The 18,438-nt window shown below is 68.4% G+C and carries 14 protein-coding genes and 1 pseudogene; 8 read left to right on the plus strand and 7 right to left on the minus strand.

Features of this window, described 5'->3' with window-relative positions:
• Positions 1-3: 3 nt before the first annotated feature.
• Together ACQY7V_RS09855 and ACQY7V_RS09860 are read right to left on the minus strand one after the other, a co-directional pair.
• Positions 4-1,494: pseudogene (locus ACQY7V_RS09855) on the minus strand (ComEC/Rec2 family competence protein); the annotation flags it as partial.
• The gene (locus ACQY7V_RS09860) at positions 1,491-2,213 is read right to left on the minus strand and encodes a ComEA family DNA-binding protein (protein WP_320835771.1); all 723 of its coding nucleotides are present in this window, start codon (positions 2,211-2,213) and stop codon (positions 1,491-1,493) included. The gene ACQY7V_RS09860 and the pseudogene ACQY7V_RS09855, both read right to left, overlap by 4 nt.
• Positions 2,214-2,405: 192 nt before the next feature.
• On the opposite strand from ACQY7V_RS09860, the gene ACQY7V_RS09865 reads away from it, so the two are divergent.
• The 5 genes from ACQY7V_RS09865 to ACQY7V_RS09885 all read left to right on the plus strand — a co-directional run bounded on the left by ACQY7V_RS09865 (position 2,406) and on the right by ACQY7V_RS09885 (position 11,607).
• Positions 2,406-4,256, plus strand: coding sequence for a helicase HerA-like domain-containing protein (locus ACQY7V_RS09865; RefSeq protein ID WP_428640067.1), 1,851 nt, complete (start codon positions 2,406-2,408; stop codon positions 4,254-4,256).
• A gap of 130 nt (positions 4,257-4,386) precedes the next feature.
• Positions 4,387-5,193 carry a pyrroline-5-carboxylate reductase gene (gene proC / locus ACQY7V_RS09870; protein ID WP_303772763.1) on the plus strand — a complete coding sequence of 269 codons (807 nt, stop codon included), beginning with the start codon at positions 4,387-4,389 and terminating at the stop codon, positions 5,191-5,193.
• A gap of 56 nt (positions 5,194-5,249) precedes the next feature.
• Positions 5,250-6,596 (plus strand): Na+/H+ antiporter family protein, encoded by a 1,347-nt coding sequence (locus ACQY7V_RS09875; protein WP_428640069.1) that lies wholly within the window; start codon positions 5,250-5,252, stop codon positions 6,594-6,596.
• 122 nt (positions 6,597-6,718) lie between these two features.
• Positions 6,719-9,451, plus strand: coding sequence for a valine--tRNA ligase (valS, locus tag ACQY7V_RS09880; RefSeq protein ID WP_235361147.1), 2,733 nt, complete (start codon positions 6,719-6,721; stop codon positions 9,449-9,451).
• A gap of 269 nt (positions 9,452-9,720) precedes the next feature.
• Positions 9,721-11,607 (plus strand): AMP-dependent synthetase/ligase, encoded by a 1,887-nt coding sequence (locus tag ACQY7V_RS09885; RefSeq protein WP_235361189.1) that lies wholly within the window; start codon positions 9,721-9,723, stop codon positions 11,605-11,607.
• Positions 11,608-11,712: 105 nt separating this feature from the next.
• Here ACQY7V_RS09885 and ACQY7V_RS09890 read toward each other — a convergent pair whose 3' ends face one another.
• From ACQY7V_RS09890 to clpX, 5 genes are all read right to left on the minus strand, one after another.
• Positions 11,713-11,949, minus strand: coding sequence for a hypothetical protein (locus ACQY7V_RS09890; protein ID WP_235361148.1), 237 nt, complete (start codon positions 11,947-11,949; stop codon positions 11,713-11,715).
• A 159-nt stretch (positions 11,950-12,108) separates the two neighbouring features.
• On the minus strand, positions 12,109-12,732 hold the full coding sequence (locus tag ACQY7V_RS09895; protein WP_428640071.1) for a hypothetical protein: 624 nt from the start codon (positions 12,730-12,732) through the stop codon (positions 12,109-12,111).
• The gene (locus ACQY7V_RS09900) at positions 12,732-13,007 is read right to left on the minus strand and encodes a hypothetical protein (protein WP_428640073.1); all 276 of its coding nucleotides are present in this window, start codon (positions 13,005-13,007) and stop codon (positions 12,732-12,734) included. Before ACQY7V_RS09900 ends, ACQY7V_RS09895 begins: the two co-directional genes overlap by 1 nt.
• A 67-nt stretch (positions 13,008-13,074) precedes the next feature.
• Complete coding sequence (locus tag ACQY7V_RS09905) at positions 13,075-13,413, minus strand: chorismate mutase (protein WP_154477184.1); 339 nt, start codon at positions 13,411-13,413, stop codon at positions 13,075-13,077.
• Between the two features lie 20 nt (positions 13,414-13,433).
• Entirely contained in the window at positions 13,434-14,690 is a 1,257-nt protein-coding gene (gene clpX / locus ACQY7V_RS09910) for an ATP-dependent Clp protease ATP-binding subunit ClpX (RefSeq protein WP_184453114.1), read from the minus strand.
• A gap of 392 nt (positions 14,691-15,082) precedes the next feature.
• Between clpX and ACQY7V_RS09915 the strand changes: the two genes are divergently transcribed.
• The 3 genes from ACQY7V_RS09915 (at position 15,083) to ACQY7V_RS09925 (ending at position 18,427) form a co-directional block, all read left to right on the plus strand.
• A complete protein-coding gene (locus ACQY7V_RS09915) occupies positions 15,083-15,733 on the plus strand; it encodes a hypothetical protein (protein ID WP_428640075.1) in 651 nt (216 codons plus the stop codon).
• 208 nt (positions 15,734-15,941) lie between these two features.
• Complete coding sequence (locus ACQY7V_RS09920; protein WP_428640077.1) at positions 15,942-17,135, plus strand: ROK family protein; 1,194 nt, start codon at positions 15,942-15,944, stop codon at positions 17,133-17,135.
• Positions 17,132-18,427: an ABC transporter substrate-binding protein gene (locus ACQY7V_RS09925; RefSeq protein ID WP_428640079.1), complete on the plus strand. Its 1,296-nt coding sequence runs from the start codon at positions 17,132-17,134 to the stop codon at positions 18,425-18,427. Before ACQY7V_RS09920 ends, ACQY7V_RS09925 begins: the two co-directional genes overlap by 4 nt.
• The last annotated feature ends 11 nt before the right edge of the window (positions 18,428-18,438 follow it).

The following is an 18,438-nucleotide window of genomic DNA, read 5'->3' on the forward strand; positions in this document are numbered from 1 at the left end:
GAATGCGAAGAGCACGGCCAACGCCCCGAGGAGGACGAGCCGGGCCCCGCTCGCTTCGAATCGCGCACCGGGCAGATCCGCGACGCTCCGCGCCGTCGCGGCGATCCAGGCCGTGCACACGCTCGAAGCCCGGGCGAGAAGCACCGCCCCGGGCATCCAGAGGGGAGCGAGAAGGGCGCTTCCCAGGGCGAGGAGGGTCGCGGGCGCGACGGCGGGCGCGGCCACGAGATTCGCCGGAACCGCGTAGACGGGAAGCTCGGGATTCATCGCAAGCAGGATCGGGGAGGTCATGATCGCGCACCACGCGGGCACCGCGATCAAAGCGAGGAGCCTGGCCAGGACGCGGCCGAGCGGCGCGTCATCGCGCAGCCGCTTCCACCCCGATCGCAGCCACGCCCTGGCGGGGATGAGCACGCCGAAGGTGGCGGCGGCTGAAAGCGCGAAGCCGAAGTCCCTCGAGCACCACGGGTCGATGAGGAGCATTCCCGTGACCACCGCCCCCAGGGTCGCGGCGCCCTGCCCGTTCCTCCCGATGAGGGCTCCCAGGAGCGCGCTCCCCGACGACAGGGCCGCCCGCAGCACTGCGGGAGTCGGCCCGACGATCGCGACGAAGACGACGAGGAGGGCCCCCATCCCGAGGATGCGGCCCCTTCGCGACCTCGGCAGCAGGTAGGGGGCGACGCCCAGCACGATCGCCAAGTGGGATCCCGACACGGCCGTCAGGTGTGTCAAGGACGCCGTCCGGAACGCCTTTCGGAGCTCGGGGCCCATCGCGCGATCGTCGCCGATCGCCATCCCCGGCACCAGCGCCCGTCCCTGCTCCTCGAGGCCGGCGCAGGCCTCGACGAGCCGCTCGCGCAGGTGTCGCACCGAGCCCCGCCATCCGCCGGGCCGCGCGGTGATCGCGACGCGCTCGTCCTTCAGCAGGCCGGCGGTCGGCGGCCCCTGGGGATACGAGGGGTCGAGGACTCCTCGCGCCTCCACTGTGTCCCCTCGCCGCGCATCGGCGAGCCCGCCCATTACGACGATGCGGACGTAGACGCCCGCGGGCCCGCCCTGACCCGTTTCAAGCACCTGCGCCCGCGCCCTCGAGCGCGAGACCCCGGATCGGGCCTTCACGGGAACCGGGTCCTCCTCGAGGCGCGCCGTCACGCTCACGAGCGCGCCGGAGCGTGCTGCCCGCACCGCTTCGGAGGCGTCGAAGGCCCGTCGATGCGCGCCTCCGATCCCCGCGGCGACGGCGAGGGCGAGGGCGACGACGAGGAGCCCCGCTCCGAGCGAGCCCCGCGGGCTTCTCGCATGGAGGGGCGCGGGCCCGGGCCTCTTCGAGATGAGCCGAGCAAGAGCGAGAGCCGCGATGAGGAGGGCGACGATGATGAGGACGAGCGGGGCCCTCCCTCCGCCCGTCCCCCACCACGCGCCGGCCCAGGCGGCGAGGGCCACCGGGAGCAGACGGAGGTCGTCCACGTCCGGCATCCGCCTCGCCCCGGTCATGAGCAGACACCGGGCGCGATGCGGGAGAGCAATGCCGGGCCGATGCCGGGCACGGCGTCCAGATCCTCGAGGGAGGCGAAGGGCCCGGAGGATCGTCGGAAGGCGAGGATCCTCTCGGCGAGGGCCGGGCCGATGCCGTCGAGCGTTTGCAGCGCTGAGGCGTCAGCCGTGTTGAGGTCGACGCAGGCGGATTGCTCCGCCGCGAGGGCGCCGCCGGAACCGTCGGCTTCGGCGTCCTGCGCCTGCTCGTCGAGACGGGGGACGTAGAGCCTCACCCCGTCTGCGATGGGGGCCGCGAGGTTGAGGGCGTCGAGGTCGGAATCGGGCAGGGGGCCGCCCGCGGCTTCGATCGCGTCGATCGCCCGTGCGCCCGGCGTCAATCGCACGACTCCGGGAGCGGATACGGCACCCGCGACGTGGACGAGGAGCCCCCGCTGCTCGGGAGGGGCCTGCGACTGCCCGGATCCGCTCGCTTCGATCGGCTCGGGGGCGGACTGGGCGCTCGCGGCCGCCTCGTCTTCGACGCCGTGCGCGTCGGCGCCGATCGTCCTCGACAATCCGATCACGCCCAGCAGGCCCATCGCGCAGACGAGGACGAGGGCGGACCACCTCGACGGCAGGAGGAGGGCGGGCCTGGGGGCGCTCGGCGGGCGTTCGGACTCCGGCAGGTAGACGGCGCGCGTGAGGCGGTGCAGGCGCAGGCGCGTCTTGAGATCCATGAGCGAAGACTAGGTGCGCCGGGGGCGCGGGACGCGTGCGCATCGGAGCGGGTGTGCAAGCGCATGGATCCCGTCGGGACTGTGGATGAGGTGAGGCCTCGCCCCCTCCCTTCCGGGCGTTCCGCCCGAAACGCCGGCGCCTGTCGATACGATGGGTGCGACAAGCGGCGCTGCCCGGAAGACGAGGACACTATGAGCGACGACATCGAAGCCCTGAAGGCCCAGCTGGCGCAGGCCGAAGCCCGGGCCGCCCAGGCCGAGGCCGCGGCGGCGCGCGCCCAGGCGGAGGCCCTGAAGGCGCGCCTCGCGGCCGGATCCCCCTCCCCGACGGGGCTTTCCCCCTCCGAGGAGCCCGCGCCCGCGAGCGAGGCCCCAGCCGCAGCTCCGGTTCCCGCCACGGCCCCGACCTCGCCTTTCGCGGACTCCATCCGGGCCGCCTACGCCTTCGAGAACCCCTCGATCGTCCTGGGAACCCTGCTCGACGGCGAGCAGCGGGTGCCCGGGGTCCTCACGCGCATCCCCTTCGCGATGATGAATCGTCACCTGCTCGTGGCGGGCGCGACGGGCACGGGCAAGACCCGCACCCTCCAGCTCCTCGCGGAATCCCTCTCCTCAGCAGGAACCTCGGTCCTCCTGTGCGATGTGAAGGGGGATCTGACCGGACTGGGCGAAGCGGGCGCCCCCTCGAACAAGCTCTCGTCCCGGACTTCGGCGAACGGTCAGGATTGGGCCGGCCGCGCCTTCCCGATCGACCTCCTCTCGCTCGGCGGTGCGACCACCCAGTTCGACGGGACGCCGATCAGGGCCCGGATCTCCGACTTCGGCCCGATCCTCCTGGCGCGCGCCCTCTCGCTCAACACGACTCAGGAGCAGGCGCTCCAGCTCATCTTCTCCTGGGCGGACGCCGAAGGGCTCGAGCTCATCGACCTGGCCGACCTCCGCGCGGTCATCACCTTCCTCACCTCGAAGGAGGGGGCGAGCGAGCTCGACTCCATCGGAGGCGTCTCCAAGGCGACGGCGGGAGTCATCCTGCGCACCCTCACGGCACTGGAATCCCAGGGCGCCGACGCCTTCTTCGGCGACCCGGGTTTCGACACTCAGGACCTGCTGCGGGCCGCGCCCGACGGGCGCGGCGTCATCTCCCTGCTCGGCGTCGGCGACATCTCCCAGCGCCCCGCCCTCGTCTCGGCGGTCATCATGTGGATGCTCGCCGACCTGTTCTCCTCCCTCCCCGAAGTCGGCGATCTCGACAAGCCCCGGCTCGTCTTCTTCTTCGACGAGGCCCACCTCCTCTTCGCCGACGCGACGAAGGAATTCACCCGTCAGGTCGTCCAGACCGTCCGTCTCATCCGCTCCAAGGGCGTCGGCGTCGTCTTCGTCACCCAGACCCCGAAGGACATCCCCGCGGACGTGCTCGCCCAGCTCGGTTCGCGCATCCAGCACGGTCTGCGCGCGATCACCCCGGATGATCTCAAGAAGCTCAAGGCGACCGTGGACACCTTCCCCGAGACCGGCCTCGCCCTCGACGAAGTCCTCACGACCCTCGGCACGGGTCAAGCGGTCGTCACCGTCCTCGGCGAGGACGGCCGTCCCACTCCTGTGGCCCCGACCTCCCTGTGGGCCCCCGCCTCCGTCATGGGCCCGGCATCGCCTCCCGCCCTCGCCCTCGTGACCGCGTCATCGCCGCTGCACGCGAAGTACGCCCAGGCGGTCAACCCCGAATCCGCCGAGGAGAAGCTGGCCGCGCGCAAGGCCGAGACCGAGGCCCGAGCGGCACGGGAGAAGGCCGAGGAGGAGGCGCGGATCGCCGCCGAGAAGGAGGCGGCCGAACGGGCCAAGGCCGAGGAGAGGGCTGCGCGGGAGGCCGAGAAGGCCCTCGAGCGCGCCGCGAAGGAAGCCGCGCGCGAAAGGGAGAAGGAGGAGGCGGCCAGGCGGCGCGCCGCCGAACGCCGCGCCAAGCAGGTGGAAAGCGTGGTCGGTCAGGTCCTGCGGACCGCGGGACGGGAGATCACGCGCTCCATCTTCGGCAACCGCAGGCGTTAGACCCTCGAACCCCGGCATTCCGTCACGGGCCCGGCATCATCACTTCCTCGATGCGGACCGCGCGGTGACGGGAGACGCCGAAGCGCTACTGTCACTTCAACCCCGCCCCTCTCCAACGTTAGGACGCTCAATGCGCATCGGATTCATCGGCGCAGGATCGATGGTCGCCGCCATCGCCCGCGGCGCCGTCGCAGCCGGCATGAACGCTTCGGATTTCCTCTTCACCGACGCGCACGGCGTGCACGCCCCGGCCCTCGCCGAGGAGGTCGGCGGCGAGGTCGCGCGCTCGAACGGGTCGCTCGCCCACCGGGCCGACCTGCTGGTCCTCGGCGTCAAGCCCCACGCCCAGCGCGCCGTGATCGAAAGGATCGCGCACATCGTGCGAGAACGGCCCGAGATGTGCGTCGTCTCGCTGGCGGCGGGCCGGACCCTCGATGCGATCCTCGCCGATTTCGGCGCCGCCGTTCCTCTGATCCGCGTCATGCCGAACGTCAATGCGCAGATCGGCCGATCGATGTCGGGGATCTGCGCCGCGAACGCCTCCGAGGAGCAGATTCAGGCCGTTGAACGCCTCATGAACGCGGTCGGCCGTTCCGTGCGGATCCAGGAGAAGGACTTCCCGGTCTTCTCCGCGCTCGCGGGCTGCTCGCCCGCATGGGTCTTCCAGATCATCGACGCCCTGGCCCGCGCGGGCGTCAAGCACGGCCTGCCCAAGGACACGGCCGTGGCGATCGCGGCCCAGGCCCTTTCGGGCTCGGCAGATCTCGTCGCGGATGCCGCCAGCCGCGGCCTCGTCCCCGCTCAGCTCATCGATCAGGTGACCTCGCCGGGCGGCACGACGATCGCGGGCCTGCTCGCCGCCGAGGCCCACGGGCTTTCGACCTCATTGGTCGCGGCCGTCGATGCGGCGGTCGAGCGCGACGCCGAACTGGCCTGAACCCGGCCCGCATCGCTTCCCCTCGTCACCATCACTCCCCCACGCACAGGATCTTCATGAACGCCGTCGTCATCTCCGTCGTCGTGATGCTCGCCCTCTCCGTCGCGCGCGTCCACGTCGTCATCTCGCTCTTCATCGCCGCGCTGGTCGCGGGCCTGACCGCTCAGATGGGCCTGGAAGGCACGATGGTCGCATTCCAGGAGGGCCTCGCGGGCGGCGCGAAGATCGCACTGTCCTACGCGCTGCTCGGCGCCTTCGCGATGGCGGTGGCCCATTCGGGGCTGCCCCAGCTCCTCGCGAACTGGCTGATCTCGAAGATGTCGAAGGCCGACGAATCGACGGGCGAGCACGTGCGCCGCGCGACGAAGTGGGGAATCATCGGCGGCGTCGTCGCGATGGGCGTGATGAGCCAGAACCTCATCCCGATCCACATCGCCTTCATCCCGCTGATCGTCCCGCCGATCCTCGGGATCCTCAACGAACTCAAGCTCGACCGGCGCATCATCGCGACCTCGATCACCTTCGGCATCGTCACGGCCTACATGTTCCTCCCGATCGGCTTCGGGCGGATCTACCTCCACGACATCCTCTTCGCGAACATCGAGAAGGCGGGAATGGATCTCACGGGCGTGAATCCGGTCCTCGCGATGGCGATCCCCGCCGCCTCCATGCTGGTCGGCCTCATCCTCTCCTTCGTCTCCTACCGCGGGCCCCGCGAGTACGGGGCGGCGGCGTCGGAGTACACGCGCCCGATCGAGAGCATCGACACGAAGAAGGTGTGGGCGGCGCTCGCCGCGATCATCATCTGCTTCGTCATCCAGACGTGGCTCACGATCGCCGACTCGAACGCGGACCCCCTGCTCATCGGAGCGGTCGTCGGCCTCACGGTGCTGCTCGCATTCCGGGTGGTGCCGTGGCAGCAGGCCGATGACGTCTTCTCGGGCGGCATGAAGATGATGTCCCTCATCGGCCTCATCATGATCTCCGCTCAGGGCTACGCCTCGGTCCTCAACGCCTCGGGCGCGATCGAGCCGCTCGTCAAGGACACGGCGAGCCTCTTCTCCGGTTCGAAGCTCCTCGCCGCCTTCGCGATGCTCGTCGTCGGCCTCATCATCACGATGGGCATCGGCTCGTCCTTCTCCACCCTCCCGATCATCTCGGCGATCTACGTGCCCCTGTGCGCGGCGCTCGGCTTCTCGCCGATGGCGACCGTCGCCCTCATCGGCACCGCCGGCGCGCTCGGCGATGCCGGCTCGCCCGCTTCGGATTCGACGCTCGGGCCGACCACCGGGCTGAACGTGGACGGCCAGCACGACCACATGCGCGACACCGTGATCCCGACCTTCCTCCACTACAACATCCCGCTGCTCATCGGCGGGTGGATCGCCGCGATGGTCCTCTGATCCCGGCACGGGGCCGCGCAGGCGACCGGCCCGGGCGGCCGCAAGCGCCGTCTTTGTCGCCGGGGCGCGCGGTGACTACGCTGGGCGGGTACATGTCCACGACTCGGATGGAGACAACACACATGGGCGAGCGTCCCGACACCACCCCGACCCGCGTTCCCGCCCCGAATGCGCCCGACCGCGTCGGCGCCGAGGGCCTGGAGGCCAAGTGGGGGGAGCTCTGGGAGAAGGAGGGCACCTACGCCTTCGACCGGAGCGCCGTCCGCGAGGAGGTCTACTCGATCGACACGCCTCCGCCGACCGTTTCGGGTTCCCTGCACGTCGGCCACGTCTTCTCCTACACGCACACCGACGTCGTGGCGCGCTACCAGCGCATGACGGGCAAGGCCGTGTTCTACCCGATGGGCTGGGACGACAACGGCCTGCCGACCGAGCGCCGCGTCCAGAACTACTACGGTGTGCGCGTCGACCCGACCCTGCCCTACGTCGAAGATTTCACCCCGCCGCACGAGGGCGGTGAGGGCAAGTCGATCAAGGCGCGCGATCAACTCCCGATCTCGCGCAAGAACTTCGTGGAGCTGTGCGAGCGCCTCACGGTCGAGGACGAGGCCCAGTTCGAAGCGCTCTGGCGCTACCTCGGTCTTTCCGTCGACTGGACGCAGAACTACCAGACCATCGGCGCGAAGGCGCGGAAGATCGCCCAGGCCGCCTTCCTCAAGAACCTCGAGCGCGGCGAGGCCTACCAGTCCGAGGCGCCCGGCCTGTGGGACATCACCTTCCAGACGGCGGTCGCACAGGCCGAGCTCGAGTCGCGCGAATACCCGGGCTTCTACCACCGCCTCGCCTTCCACATCACCGATCCGGCGGCAGCGGCGACGGCCGCCGAGGCCGGGGCGCCGATCGAGAACGGCGTCGACGTCTACATCGAGACGACTCGTCCGGAGCTGCTCGGTGCCTGCGTCGCCCTCGTCGCCCATCCCGATGACGAGCGCTACAAGCCGCTCTTCGGCACGACCGTCGCATCGCCGGTCTTCGGCGTCGAGGTCCCGGTCCTCGCCCATCCGGCCGCCGAGATGGACAAGGGGGCCGGCATCGCGATGTGCTGCACCTTCGGCGACACGACCGATATCGATTGGTGGCGCGACCTCGGCCTTCCCCTGCGCGCGATCCTGCGCAAGGACGGGCGCATCCAGGCCGATGTGCCCGAGTGGATCACGACCCCCGCCGGCGTCGCCGCCTTCGAGGCGATCGCGGGCAAGACGACCCACTCGGCCCGCGAGGCCCTCGTCGAGATGCTCCGCGAGTCGGGCGAGATGAGCGGTGAGCCGGTCAAGACCGTCCGTCAGACGAACTTCTTCGAGAAGGGCGACAAGCCGCTCGAGATCGTCACTTCGCGCCAGTGGTACATCCGCAATGGCGGCAAGGCCTGGACGAACCCCGCTTCCGGGGCGGACCTCAACGCCGAGCTCGTCGGGCGCGGCCGCGACCTCGAGTTCCATCCGGACTTCATGCGCGTGCGCTACGAGAACTGGGTGACGGGCCTGAACAACGATTGGCTCGTCTCGCGCCAGCGCTTCTTCGGCGTCCCCTTCCCGCTGTGGTACGAGGTCGATGCGAACGGCGAAGTCGACTACTCGAAGGTCATCACGCCCTCCTTCGAGGCGCTGCCCGTGGATCCTTCGAGCGACGTGCCCGAGGGCTACACGGAGGAGCAGCGCGGGCAGGCCGGCGGCTTCGTCGGGGAGCTCGACATCATGGACACCTGGGCGACCTCGTCCCTGTCGCCCGAGCTCGCCTGCGGCTGGCTCGTCGACGAGGACCTCTTCTCGCGCACCTATCCGATGGATCTGCGCCCTCAGGGCCAGGACATCATCCGCACCTGGCTGTTCTCGACCGTCGTGCGGGCGAACCTCGAGTTCGGCGCGCTGCCCTGGAAGCACGCGGGCATCTCCGGCTGGATCCTCGATCCGGATCACAAGAAGATGTCGAAGTCGAAGGGCAATGTCGTCACGCCGATGGGCCTGCTCGAGAAGTACGGTTCGGACGCGGTCCGCTACTGGGCGGCCTCGGCGCGCCTGGGCCTGGATGCGACCTTCGACGAGCAGCAGATGAAGATCGGCCGCAGGCTGGCGATCAAGGTCCTCAACGCCTCGAAGTTCGCCCTCACCATGGGCGGCGAGGGCGCGGATCTCGACCTCGATCCCGCCCGCGTCACGGCGGACCTCGATCGTTCCGTCATCGCCGAGCTCCGGCGCGTCATCGAGGCGGCCTCGCAGGCCCTCGCCTCCTACGATCATTCGCGCGCGCTCGAGGTCACCGAGTCCTTCTTCTGGACCTTCTGCGACGACTACCTCGAGCTGGTCAAGGAGCGCGCCTACAACCGCGACGGCAAGTGGTCCGAGGACGAGGCTGCCTCCGCGAGGGCGGCGCTCGCGCTCGTCATCGACAATGTCATCCGTCTGCTCGCCCCCTACCTCCCCTACGTCACCGAGGAGGTGTGGAGCTGGTACCGGACGGGCTCGATCCACCGTTCCGCGTGGCCGACCGCGGCCCCCCTCGAGTCGGTCGGCGGCGACCCGGCGGTCCTGTCAACGGCTTCGGCGACCCTCATCGCCCTGCGCCGCGTGAAGTCCGAGGCGAAGGTCTCCCCCCGCACGCCCTTCCTCGCGGTGAGGCTCGAGGCCCCCGCCGATTCGCTCGCCGCCCTCGAGTCCGTGCGCGCGGATCTCGCCGCGGCGTCCAAGATCGAAGGCCCCTTCGATCTCCTCGCCCTGTCGGGCGAGGCGGATCCCGAGATCGGCGCGCGCGTCGCCTCCTTCGAGCTGGGTGAGGCTCCGGCGAAGAAGAAGGGCTGATCCTCCCCTGGAACCCGTCCGCGGGGCACCGGTGCCGACCGGTGCCCCGCTTTCTTCGCTCGCTCCCGGGTAGCCCTTGTCCCGCGGGTCCCGATCGTTTCGGCTCGGCTGTCGCGAAGACGACATTCGCGCTCCTCGCGGCCGGTCGCCGCTGCCGTCCTCGGCGCTCGAAGTCTAAAGTGAAGGGCGATTGCCCCCGAAGGATTGGAACGACGATGGACGAGTCCCGCGCTGAGGATCCGGCGGCCGCACCTTCGATCACCGACGCCATGCCCGACGGCGCCGCGATCGACGAGGGCGCTGAGACGATCGATTCGGGCGGTGCGACGAAGGCCTTGGAATGGCATGCCCCCGTCCTCGTGAGGATCGACGAGTCGCTGACGATCCCTCGTCTCCTCGAGGATCGTGTGAAGCGCTCGGCGCGCCGCCCGCTCATCCTGCGCAAGCAGCCCGTCGCCGACACGTGGCGCCCGATCTCGGCCCGGGCCTTCTACGAGGAGGTCCAGCAGGTGGCCGCCGGTCTCATCGGACTCGGGCTCGAGCCGGGCGCCCGCCTCGCGATCATGTCGCGCACCCGCTACGAGTGGACTCTCCTCGACTACGCGAGCTGGACCGCAGGCCTCGTGCCCGTGCCGATCTACGAGACGAGTTCGATCGAGCAGATCGCATTCGTGCTCACCGACGCCGCCGTCGACTTCGTCGTGACGGAGACGGTGACGATGGCCGAGCTCGTCCGGGCGGCCGCTCAACGGGCCGGTCGGGACGGCCTGCGGGTCCTCTCGCTCGATTCCGATGCGCTCGCCACGATCGTCGCCGAGGGCAGCGCCGTGCCCCGCACGGAAGTCGCGTCGCGGACGAACGGGCTTTCGACCTCGTCGATCGCGACGATCGTCTACACCTCGGGGACGACGGGCCGGCCGAAGGGCACGGTGCTCTCGCACGGCAACTTCACCGAGCTGTGCGTGAACTCGCACGCCTGGATGCCGGAGATCGCGATGTCCGCGGAGTCGCGCCTCCTCCTCTTCCTCCCCCTCGCCCACGTCTTCGCGAGGTTCCTCGAAGTCTTCCAGCTGTCGGGCGAGGGCGTCCTCGGCCACGTGCCGTCGATCAAATCCCTCCTTCCCGATCTGGCGTCCTTCAAGCCGAGCTACCTCCTCGTCGTCCCGCGCGTCTTGGAGAAGATCTACAACTCCGCGGACGCGAAGGCCTCCGCGGGAGCGAAGAAGCGGGTGTTCCGCTGGGCGGCGCGCACGGCGATCGAGTATTCGAAGGCCCTCGACACCCCCGAGGGCCCATCCCGTTCCCTCAAGGCCCAGCGCGCGCTCGCCGACAGGCTCGTCTATCAGACGATCCTCAAACTGGTCGGCGGGAATGCCGACTACATCATCTCCGGCGGAGCGCCTTTGGCCCCCTGGCTCGCGCATTTCTACCGGGGCCTCGGCATCCCCGTGCTTGAGGGCTACGGGCTCACGGAGACCGTCGGCCCGGTCGCCGTCTCCACCCCGCGTCTGGCGAAGATCGCGACCGTGGGCACCCCGCTGCCGCCGACTTCGGTGAAGATCTCCGAGGAGGGGGAAGTCCTCATCAAGGGCCCTTCCGTCTTCGTCGAATACCACAACGACCCGGAGGCGACGGCGGCGGCCTTCACCGAGGACGGGTGGTTCCGCACGGGCGATCTCGGGTCGCTCGACCGGGACGGGTATCTTTCGATCACGGGCCGCGCGAAGGAGATCATCGTGACCGCGGGCGGCAAGAACGTCTCGCCCGCGTCCTTGGAGAACGAGTTGCGCGCTCACCCGCTCGTCTCCCAGGTCCTCGTCGTCGGCGATCAGCGCCCCTTCATCTCGGCGCTCATCACCCTGGATGAGGAGATGCTGCCCGCGTGGCTGTCCGCCCACGGCCTGCCGACCATGTCGGTCGCGCAGGCGGCGACGAACATCGAGGTGCTCGCCTCCCTCGACAAGGCGGTCGAGCGCGCGAACGAGCACGTGTCGCGCGCCGAGTCGATCCGCAAGATCACCGTCCTCGCAACCGACTTCACCGAAGCGAACGGCCTGCTCACGCCGTCCCTCAAGGTGAAGCGCAAAGAGGCCCTCACGCGCTTCGCCACCGAAATCGATGAGATGTACGGCGGCCCTGTCGAAGCGGGGCACTGAGGGCGGACCGCGGGAGCCGGCCCGCTTCCCGGGCGCTCCGGCCTTCGCGGCGCAGATGGAAGCGAAGCGGGGCGCCGACCGTATCGTGCGCCCCGCCTCTTCAAGTCACTCGTCTGTTCCAGCGCCCGCCGGAGCCCTCGTCGAGAGAATCGGATGGCAGACGAGGGCGCCGATGACGAGCGCCGTCACCAGCATCGGCTGCGTCAGCGCCTGCAGCTCCGTCACCAGGAACTGAAGCACCGTCGCCAGTGGCCGGCTGAAACGTTCCAGATCAGGCGCGTAGACGGCCGACATGAGGACCGTTCTCGACGCCAAGGAGACGGCATAGACGAGAAGAGCCATTTTCCACAGACTCGTCGAGACCTTTCGAAGATCACCCGTCACGCGAGTCATCCCCCCCCCGATACTCATTTGATTCTTGGCGGCCCGGATATCGAGCGCAGCTCGGCATCCTTGCGAAGCACGCTAGTCCTTCGACGGGCGCGCATCAAGCACAGGCGTTCACCGGCTCGGGATCGCGGCCAATCGCGTGACGCGGCAGTGCGTCACGCCCTGATCGAGGATCTGGAAGGCGAGTGCTTCGGCGCGTTCTTCACCCGCTTGCACTGCCGATTCGACCAGGACCTGCTCGTCGATGAGCAGATCCCCGGACAGGATCGCGACGTGCAGGCGGACGTCGATCGGATAGTCGACGGGATTGCGCACCGTGAGCCCTGCGCGCACCGAAGATCCTTCGATCACGCAGTCGCCGAGGGCGATCCCCTCACTCAGCGCATCGAGCAGAGCGTTGTTCTTCGCGATGAGCGACGCGGCATTGCACTCGCGATCCGCGATCGCTCGCACCTCCCCCTCCGCGTTCCCGTAGGCCCGTCCCAGATCGAAGACGTCATCGAATCCGTACGCGCTCAAGGAAGCGCAGATCTGAGAGGTAGCCTCTTCCCGTTCCGCGCGAACACGCGCTTCTTCCCGCGCCGCTTCTTCGAGTTTCGCCTCGCGAAGATCGTGGAGATCGCGCCCTCGTTGTTTCTCCGCGGTCAGCCAGGCTGCCGAAGCGACAAGGAGGGGCACTATGAGCAGGGCGAGGGCGGCGAGCAGGAGCGAGGGCGTGCAGATCCGGGGGCGCATCAGGCATTCTCCCCGACGACGCCGATGGTGCTGATCTCGCGTTCGAGCTCGATGTTGAGACGGTGCTCCTTCCAGGCGAGCAGCCCCAGTGCGGTGCTCGCCACGAGTTCGAGGATGACGAGGCAGGCCAGTGCGAGCACCGGGGTCCGCTTCTTCCGCTCGGTCCGGGCCCCATCCCCGTGAAGGGGCCCGCTCGGCGGGATCGGTGATGGCGCAGATGCGTGGAAGGGGGCTCGCGCCGACAGTGAAGCGCGCACGACGGGGAGGTCGGCCACCGTTTCAAGCTCCTTCGGTCGAATTCGGGGTTCCAGGGCGATCTCGGGGTCCGCCTCGCGATCCGGTTCAGGAATCCGCCCGGTAACCCGCTTTGATGTCCTCGTGGTGGCGGATCACTTCCTTGACCATGAAGGCGAGGAACTTCTCGGCGAAGTCGGGATCGAGGCCCGATTCTTCGGCGAGGGCGCGCAGGCGGGCGACCTGCCGGGCCTCGCGCGCCGGGTCCGCGGGGGGCAGATCGTGGCGGGCCTTGATGTGCCCGACGCGCTGCGTGCAGCGGAAGCGCTCGGCGAGGACGTGAATGAGGGCCGCGTCGATGTTGTCGATCGTCGCGCGCGCTTCAAGGAGTTCGACGGGCAGATCCTCGTCGGGACGGGGCGCCCGGGCACCGGGAGTCGCGCTCATCGTCTGCTCCTTCCTCCCGTTCAGGCGCTGCGTGCGCCGCTGGCGCGTTCCGCGTACAGTTCCGGGTCGCCCTGCCCTGCGACGTATTCGCGCGTGATGACGACTCGGGCGACGTCGTCGCGGCTGGGCAGTTCGAACATGAGGTCGGCCAGGGTGATCTCCATGATCGAGGCGAGACCGCGGGCCCCGGTTCCCCGCGTATTGGCGAGGGCGGCGATCGCGAGCAGGGCTTCGTGGGTGAATTCGAGGTCGATGCCGTCCAGATCGAACAGATGCTGATACTGGCGCACGAGGGAATTGGTGGGCTCGGTGAGGACGCGCACGAGATCCTCCTCGGTGAGCTCCTTCGTCGAGGTGAGGATCGGGAGGCGCCCGATGAACTCCGGGATCATGCCGAACTTGTGGAGGTCCTCCGGGGTGACGGACTCGTAGAGATCGCCCATCTCCGCATCGGACTTCAGGTCGGATCCGAATCCCGTCGAACGGCGCCCCATTCGCGCCTTGACGATGTCCTCGATCCCCGCGAAGGCGCCCGCCGCGATGAAGAGGATCCCGGAGGTGTCGATTTCGAGGAACTGCTGGTGGGGGTGCTTGCGCCCGCCCTGCGGGGGGACCGAGGCGACGGTCCCTTCGATGATCTTCAGGAGCGCCTGCTGGACGCCCTCGCCGGAGACATCGCGGGTGATCGAGGCGTTCTCGCCCTTGCGGCCGATCTTGTCGATCTCATCGACGTAGATGATGCCCCGCTCGGCCTTCTTGATGTCCCCGTCGGCCTCCTGGATGAGGCGAAGGAGGATGTTCTCCACGTCTTCGCCGACGTATCCGGCCTCGGTCAGCGCAGTGGCGTCGACGATCGCGAAGGGGACCTTGAGGAGTCGGGCGAGTGAGCGCGCCAGGTGCGTCTTACCGGTGCCGGTCGGGCCGAGGAGGAGGATGTTCGATTTCGTCCCGAGCATGTCCTCCTCGTTGCCGGCTTCGCGGGAGCGGACGCGCTTGTAGTGGTTGTAGACGGCGACGGAGAGGGCGCGCTTGGCGCGGTCCTGCCCGATGACCCAGGAGTCGAGGAAGTCGTTGATCTCCCGGGGCTTGGGCAGGGGCGTCGCTTCGCTCTCCTGGGGTTTGTCCCCGAGTTCCTCTTCGATGATCTCGTTGCACAGCTCGATGCATTCATCGCAGATGTATACGCCGGAACCGCCGATGAGCTTGCGCACCTGCTTCTGGCTCTTCCCGCAGAAGGAGCACTTGAGCAGTTCTGCTCCATCGGTCAAACGGGCCACGGTTCCTCCGCTTCATCATGGGCACCGACAGGCGCTTTCCTTGCGATTCAGCCTATTGCAGGTGGAGACGGCGCGCCAACCGGCGCGCTGTCCTGTGGAGGAAAGCACCCTCGATGCCGCCACCCGCAAACGTTCCGGCGCCATCCTTTCAAGAGCGGTATCAAACGCTCTTTACTACAACAATTCCTGGCATGCAGGACAGGTCGGGACGACCTGGGCAACCGACAGTTTGAATCCTTGGGCTCCGAAGACTGAATTTTATTACGATTACTGCACTGTGAACCCGAGCATCACGGGTTAAGGGACACAATGACAGGGGGTTTGCGTTGCCGCCTCAAACGATCGTACTGAAAGCGCTGGCAGCGGTATCAACGCTCTTTCTTATCGGCTTCATGTTCGTTCTGCGCGCCGTCACGCAGGATCTCTACGCTCAGTGGGGCCCGGGCCTGAACCACCCGACGATGCTCGCAAATGCAATGACGGTATTGACTGTTCCTCTCATCGCATTCATGGCACGCCTTGTCGTCGCAAGCCCCGAAAAGGGCGCCGCCCAAGTGCGCCGCACATTTCGCTTCGCCCGCACGATGTTCACGATTCAGGCCTGCTTTTTCATCTCCATTCCGATACTGCTCGCCTTCCTTGAGGGAGTGCTGAATGCGGGAGCGATCATCATGTCTCTCACGGGCGCGTCATTCGCACTCGTCTTGGCGTTGTTGTTCGCGATCGCATCTTCCAATGCGGATATCGAATCCGCAGGTGAGATTCAGTACGAAGCCTTAGACGCTCGGGAGCCGGATTCCGCTCAGGAGCCCGAACCGCGCACTTGGCGGTGGAGGCAGATTGCGCACTGTTCCGGGCTCGCCGCCAGTCTCACGGTCTTCGCAATCTCCTTCCTCGTCTGGCTCTTCGGCCCCGATGAGGGGATGGTGAATGTCCTCAGCCGTTCCCTCGCAGTGGTGTCGAGCGCCGCCTTGATCGCCGAGATCCTTGCGCTGCGAATTGCATTGCGCAGCGGCGCGCTTGAAGGAAGGGAGCGGGAGTGATGGCCGCAAGCGGCCGATGAGCACCTCCCGATTCACGATCTCCTCCATCGATGCGGATCCGCGTCTCCGTAGGCTGCGAAGCCGTTCGCGGGCACGCCGATCCCGCTCCGTTACACAGCTGTAATGAAAGGGCCTTTACTAACCATCGGAAAGACACTATGCTCTCGTTATGAAAGAGCCTTTCATAACCGGGACGAAGGAGTCGCCGATGGAAGCGTCGAACCCGCACAACGATCGCCTCGCCGACCTCGGCGCGGCCAATCGTGCGAAGCTCGTCTCCGAGCTGCGCAAAGGCGCCTCCCTCCCCCTGCACCTCCTCTCCGAGGCGACCGGCCTGTCGCGCCCGACCCTCAAGAGCCACCTCGACGCCCTCGTCACCGCCGGGATCGCGACCCGCGAGGAGGCGAGGGTCGGGACCCAGGGAGGGCGCCCAGCGGCCTCCTACTCCCTCAACGCCTCCGGCGCCCTCCTCGTCGCAATGGACATCTCCCTCCACGAGCACCGCTTCATGCTCGTCGACCTCGCCGGCACGGTGCGCGCGGCGCGGGTTAGCGAACTCCCCGCGCCTCCGGCCCCGGACGATCGCAGCCGGCTCCTCATCGAGCAACTGCACGACTTCCTCGACGAAGCCGACACCCCGACGGATCGCGTCTCGCTGTTCAGCGCGGCCATCGGCGCACAGGTCGACCAGCGCGGCAGCCTCGGGCGCCTCCCCGTCGGCAACGCGCTCATCGACTCCGACTTCGCCTCACGACTGCCCGCGCCGCTCATCCTCGAGAACGACCTCAAAGCCGCCGCATACGCCGAACACCGCATCGGATGCGCCCAGGACGCCCTCGACGTGATCCACGCTCTCCTGTGGTACCGCGTCGCGGCGGGGATCATCCTCGACGGGCGCATCCGGCGAGGCGCGCGCGAACTCGCCGGAGAGCTCAACATGGTCGCCTCGACCTCGATGCCGGCCCCCGAGGATTGGACCACATGGCCCCGCTTCCTGGAAACGCTCCTCGCCGCCGAAAAGGGCGACGCGCGCGCCCTCGAGTCGGTCGACGGCTTCTGCGCGCTCACGGCCACCCAGATCGCCTACCTCGCCATGAGCATCGACCCGGACAAGATCGTGCTCGGAGGCCCTCTCGCCCACCGCTCCCCCATGCTCGTCAACCGTCTGATCTCAGCGCTCGACAAGGAACTGCCGACCGGCCCCTCCTTCGCGATCGAAGTCGCGGCCCTGCGCTCCTGGGGCCCCGCCCTCGGCGCGGCCCTTCGCGGCCTCGAAGCGATCGAGACCCGACTGCTCGGCGCCCCCTCCACGATCGACGCCCTCGTCAACGCGAGCCCGATCGCGATCCCGATCCCCTGCAAACCTCAACACGATTCAGTACTCAACGAGGAGAACGAATGAACACCCTGAGAACCGCCATCGCGTTCGGCGCAGCCGGCGCCCTCGCCCTCGGACTTACGGCCTGCCAAGGCGGCGGCGATGCCGCCGAATCCGGCTCCGCTTCGAGCGCCGGAGGCCTCGTCTACGTCGTCCCCACGTCCTGGGCGAATGTCGCCGTCCTCACCGAGGCCGTCGACGCCTACAACGCCGATGCCGCATCACCCGTCACCCTCCAGGCGATCCCCGACGAGAACTACAACTCGGTCGTCGGTTCCCGCCTCGCCGGAGGAACCGACATCGACATCTTCGCCGGCGCCTACACCCTCTTCGACGTCCCCAACGTCATGGTCGACCTGACCGGCGAGCCCTTCCTCGAGCGCCTCACCGAAGCCGGCGTCGCTTCGCTCACCGCATCCGACGGGAAGATCTACTCCTTCCCCTCGCCCACGCCCGGCGCGACCTTCGGCGTCTTCTACAACACGAAGGTCTTCGAAGAAGCCGGCGTCGCGGTGCCGACCTCCCTCACGGAGATGACCGAGGCCATGAAGGCCCTCAAGGCCAAGGGGACGACGCCGCTCTTCCTCGCGGGCAAGGACGGCTGGACCCTCCTCCAGCACCGCAATTCCGTCAACCCCCTGATGAACCTCGACGGCGATGCGATCTCGAAGCTCAACGCCAACGAGATGCGCTGGGACGAGATCCCCGCCCTCACCGACCAGTACAACGCCCTCGAATCCTGGGCGAAGGAGGGCTTCCTCAACGAGGACGTCCTCACCGCCACCTACGAGGAATCGCTGAAGGCAGTCGTCGACGGCTCCGCCGCGATGATCATCAACGGCTCCTGGGCGATCGGCGAAATGAGCGGACTGGCCGATGACGCCGCGACCTCGATCGGCTTCTTCCCGCTGCCGAGCGCCGAAGGGCGCACCATGCTCGGCCTGTCCGGCGCCGACGGCCTGCACATCGCCAAGTCGAGCGCCAACGTCGAGGGCGCGAAGGCCTTCCTCAGCTACCTCGCCTCGCCCGAGGTCGCGCAGAAGTTCATGGACGCCGCACCCGGAATCTCGAACTTCACCGACGTCACCGTCCCCGAGAAGGCCCCCAAGGCGATGACCGACATCGCCACCGCCATCGAGAAGGGCGCGTCGACCCTCGCGATCGACAACGCCTCGCTCGTCCCCGCACCCGAATCGGATCTCATCGCCGCCTACCAGCAGCTCGTCGCCGGGCAGATGAGCGCCGCCGACTTCCTCACGACCGAAGCCGACGGCATGATCGCCTCCGGGAAGGCCGCGGGAATCCCCGGATTCTGATCGTCCGGGGC

Origin of the sequence: Schaalia sp. (genome assembly GCF_050312375.1) — a bacterium.
Classification (GTDB): Bacteria; Actinomycetota; Actinomycetes; order Actinomycetales; family Actinomycetaceae; genus Pauljensenia; species Pauljensenia hyovaginalis.

Bases quoted from the DNA above. Each gene is read 5' to 3' on its own strand.
- ACQY7V_RS09860 (WP_320835771.1), bottom strand. From the start codon at position 2,213: ATGGATCTCAAGACGCGCCTGCGCCTGCACCGCCTCACGCGCGCCGTC.
- ACQY7V_RS09865 (WP_428640067.1), top strand. From the start codon at position 2,406: ATGAGCGACGACATCGAAGCCCTGAAGGCCCAGCTGGCGCAGGCCGAA.
- proC (WP_303772763.1), top strand. From the start codon at position 4,387: ATGCGCATCGGATTCATCGGCGCAGGATCGATGGTCGCCGCCATCGCC.
- ACQY7V_RS09875 (WP_428640069.1), top strand. From the start codon at position 5,250: ATGAACGCCGTCGTCATCTCCGTCGTCGTGATGCTCGCCCTCTCCGTC.
- valS (WP_235361147.1), top strand. From the start codon at position 6,719: ATGGGCGAGCGTCCCGACACCACCCCGACCCGCGTTCCCGCCCCGAAT.
- ACQY7V_RS09885 (WP_235361189.1), top strand. From the start codon at position 9,721: ATGCCCGACGGCGCCGCGATCGACGAGGGCGCTGAGACGATCGATTCG.
- ACQY7V_RS09890 (WP_235361148.1), bottom strand. From the start codon at position 11,949: ATGGCTCTTCTCGTCTATGCCGTCTCCTTGGCGTCGAGAACGGTCCTC.
- ACQY7V_RS09895 (WP_428640071.1), bottom strand. From the start codon at position 12,732: ATGCGCCCCCGGATCTGCACGCCCTCGCTCCTGCTCGCCGCCCTCGCC.
- ACQY7V_RS09905 (WP_154477184.1), bottom strand. From the start codon at position 13,413: ATGAGCGCGACTCCCGGTGCCCGGGCGCCCCGTCCCGACGAGGATCTG.
- ACQY7V_RS09915 (WP_428640075.1), top strand. From the start codon at position 15,083: ATGTTCGTTCTGCGCGCCGTCACGCAGGATCTCTACGCTCAGTGGGGC.
- ACQY7V_RS09920 (WP_428640077.1), top strand. From the start codon at position 15,942: ATGGAAGCGTCGAACCCGCACAACGATCGCCTCGCCGACCTCGGCGCG.
- ACQY7V_RS09925 (WP_428640079.1), top strand. From the start codon at position 17,132: ATGAACACCCTGAGAACCGCCATCGCGTTCGGCGCAGCCGGCGCCCTC.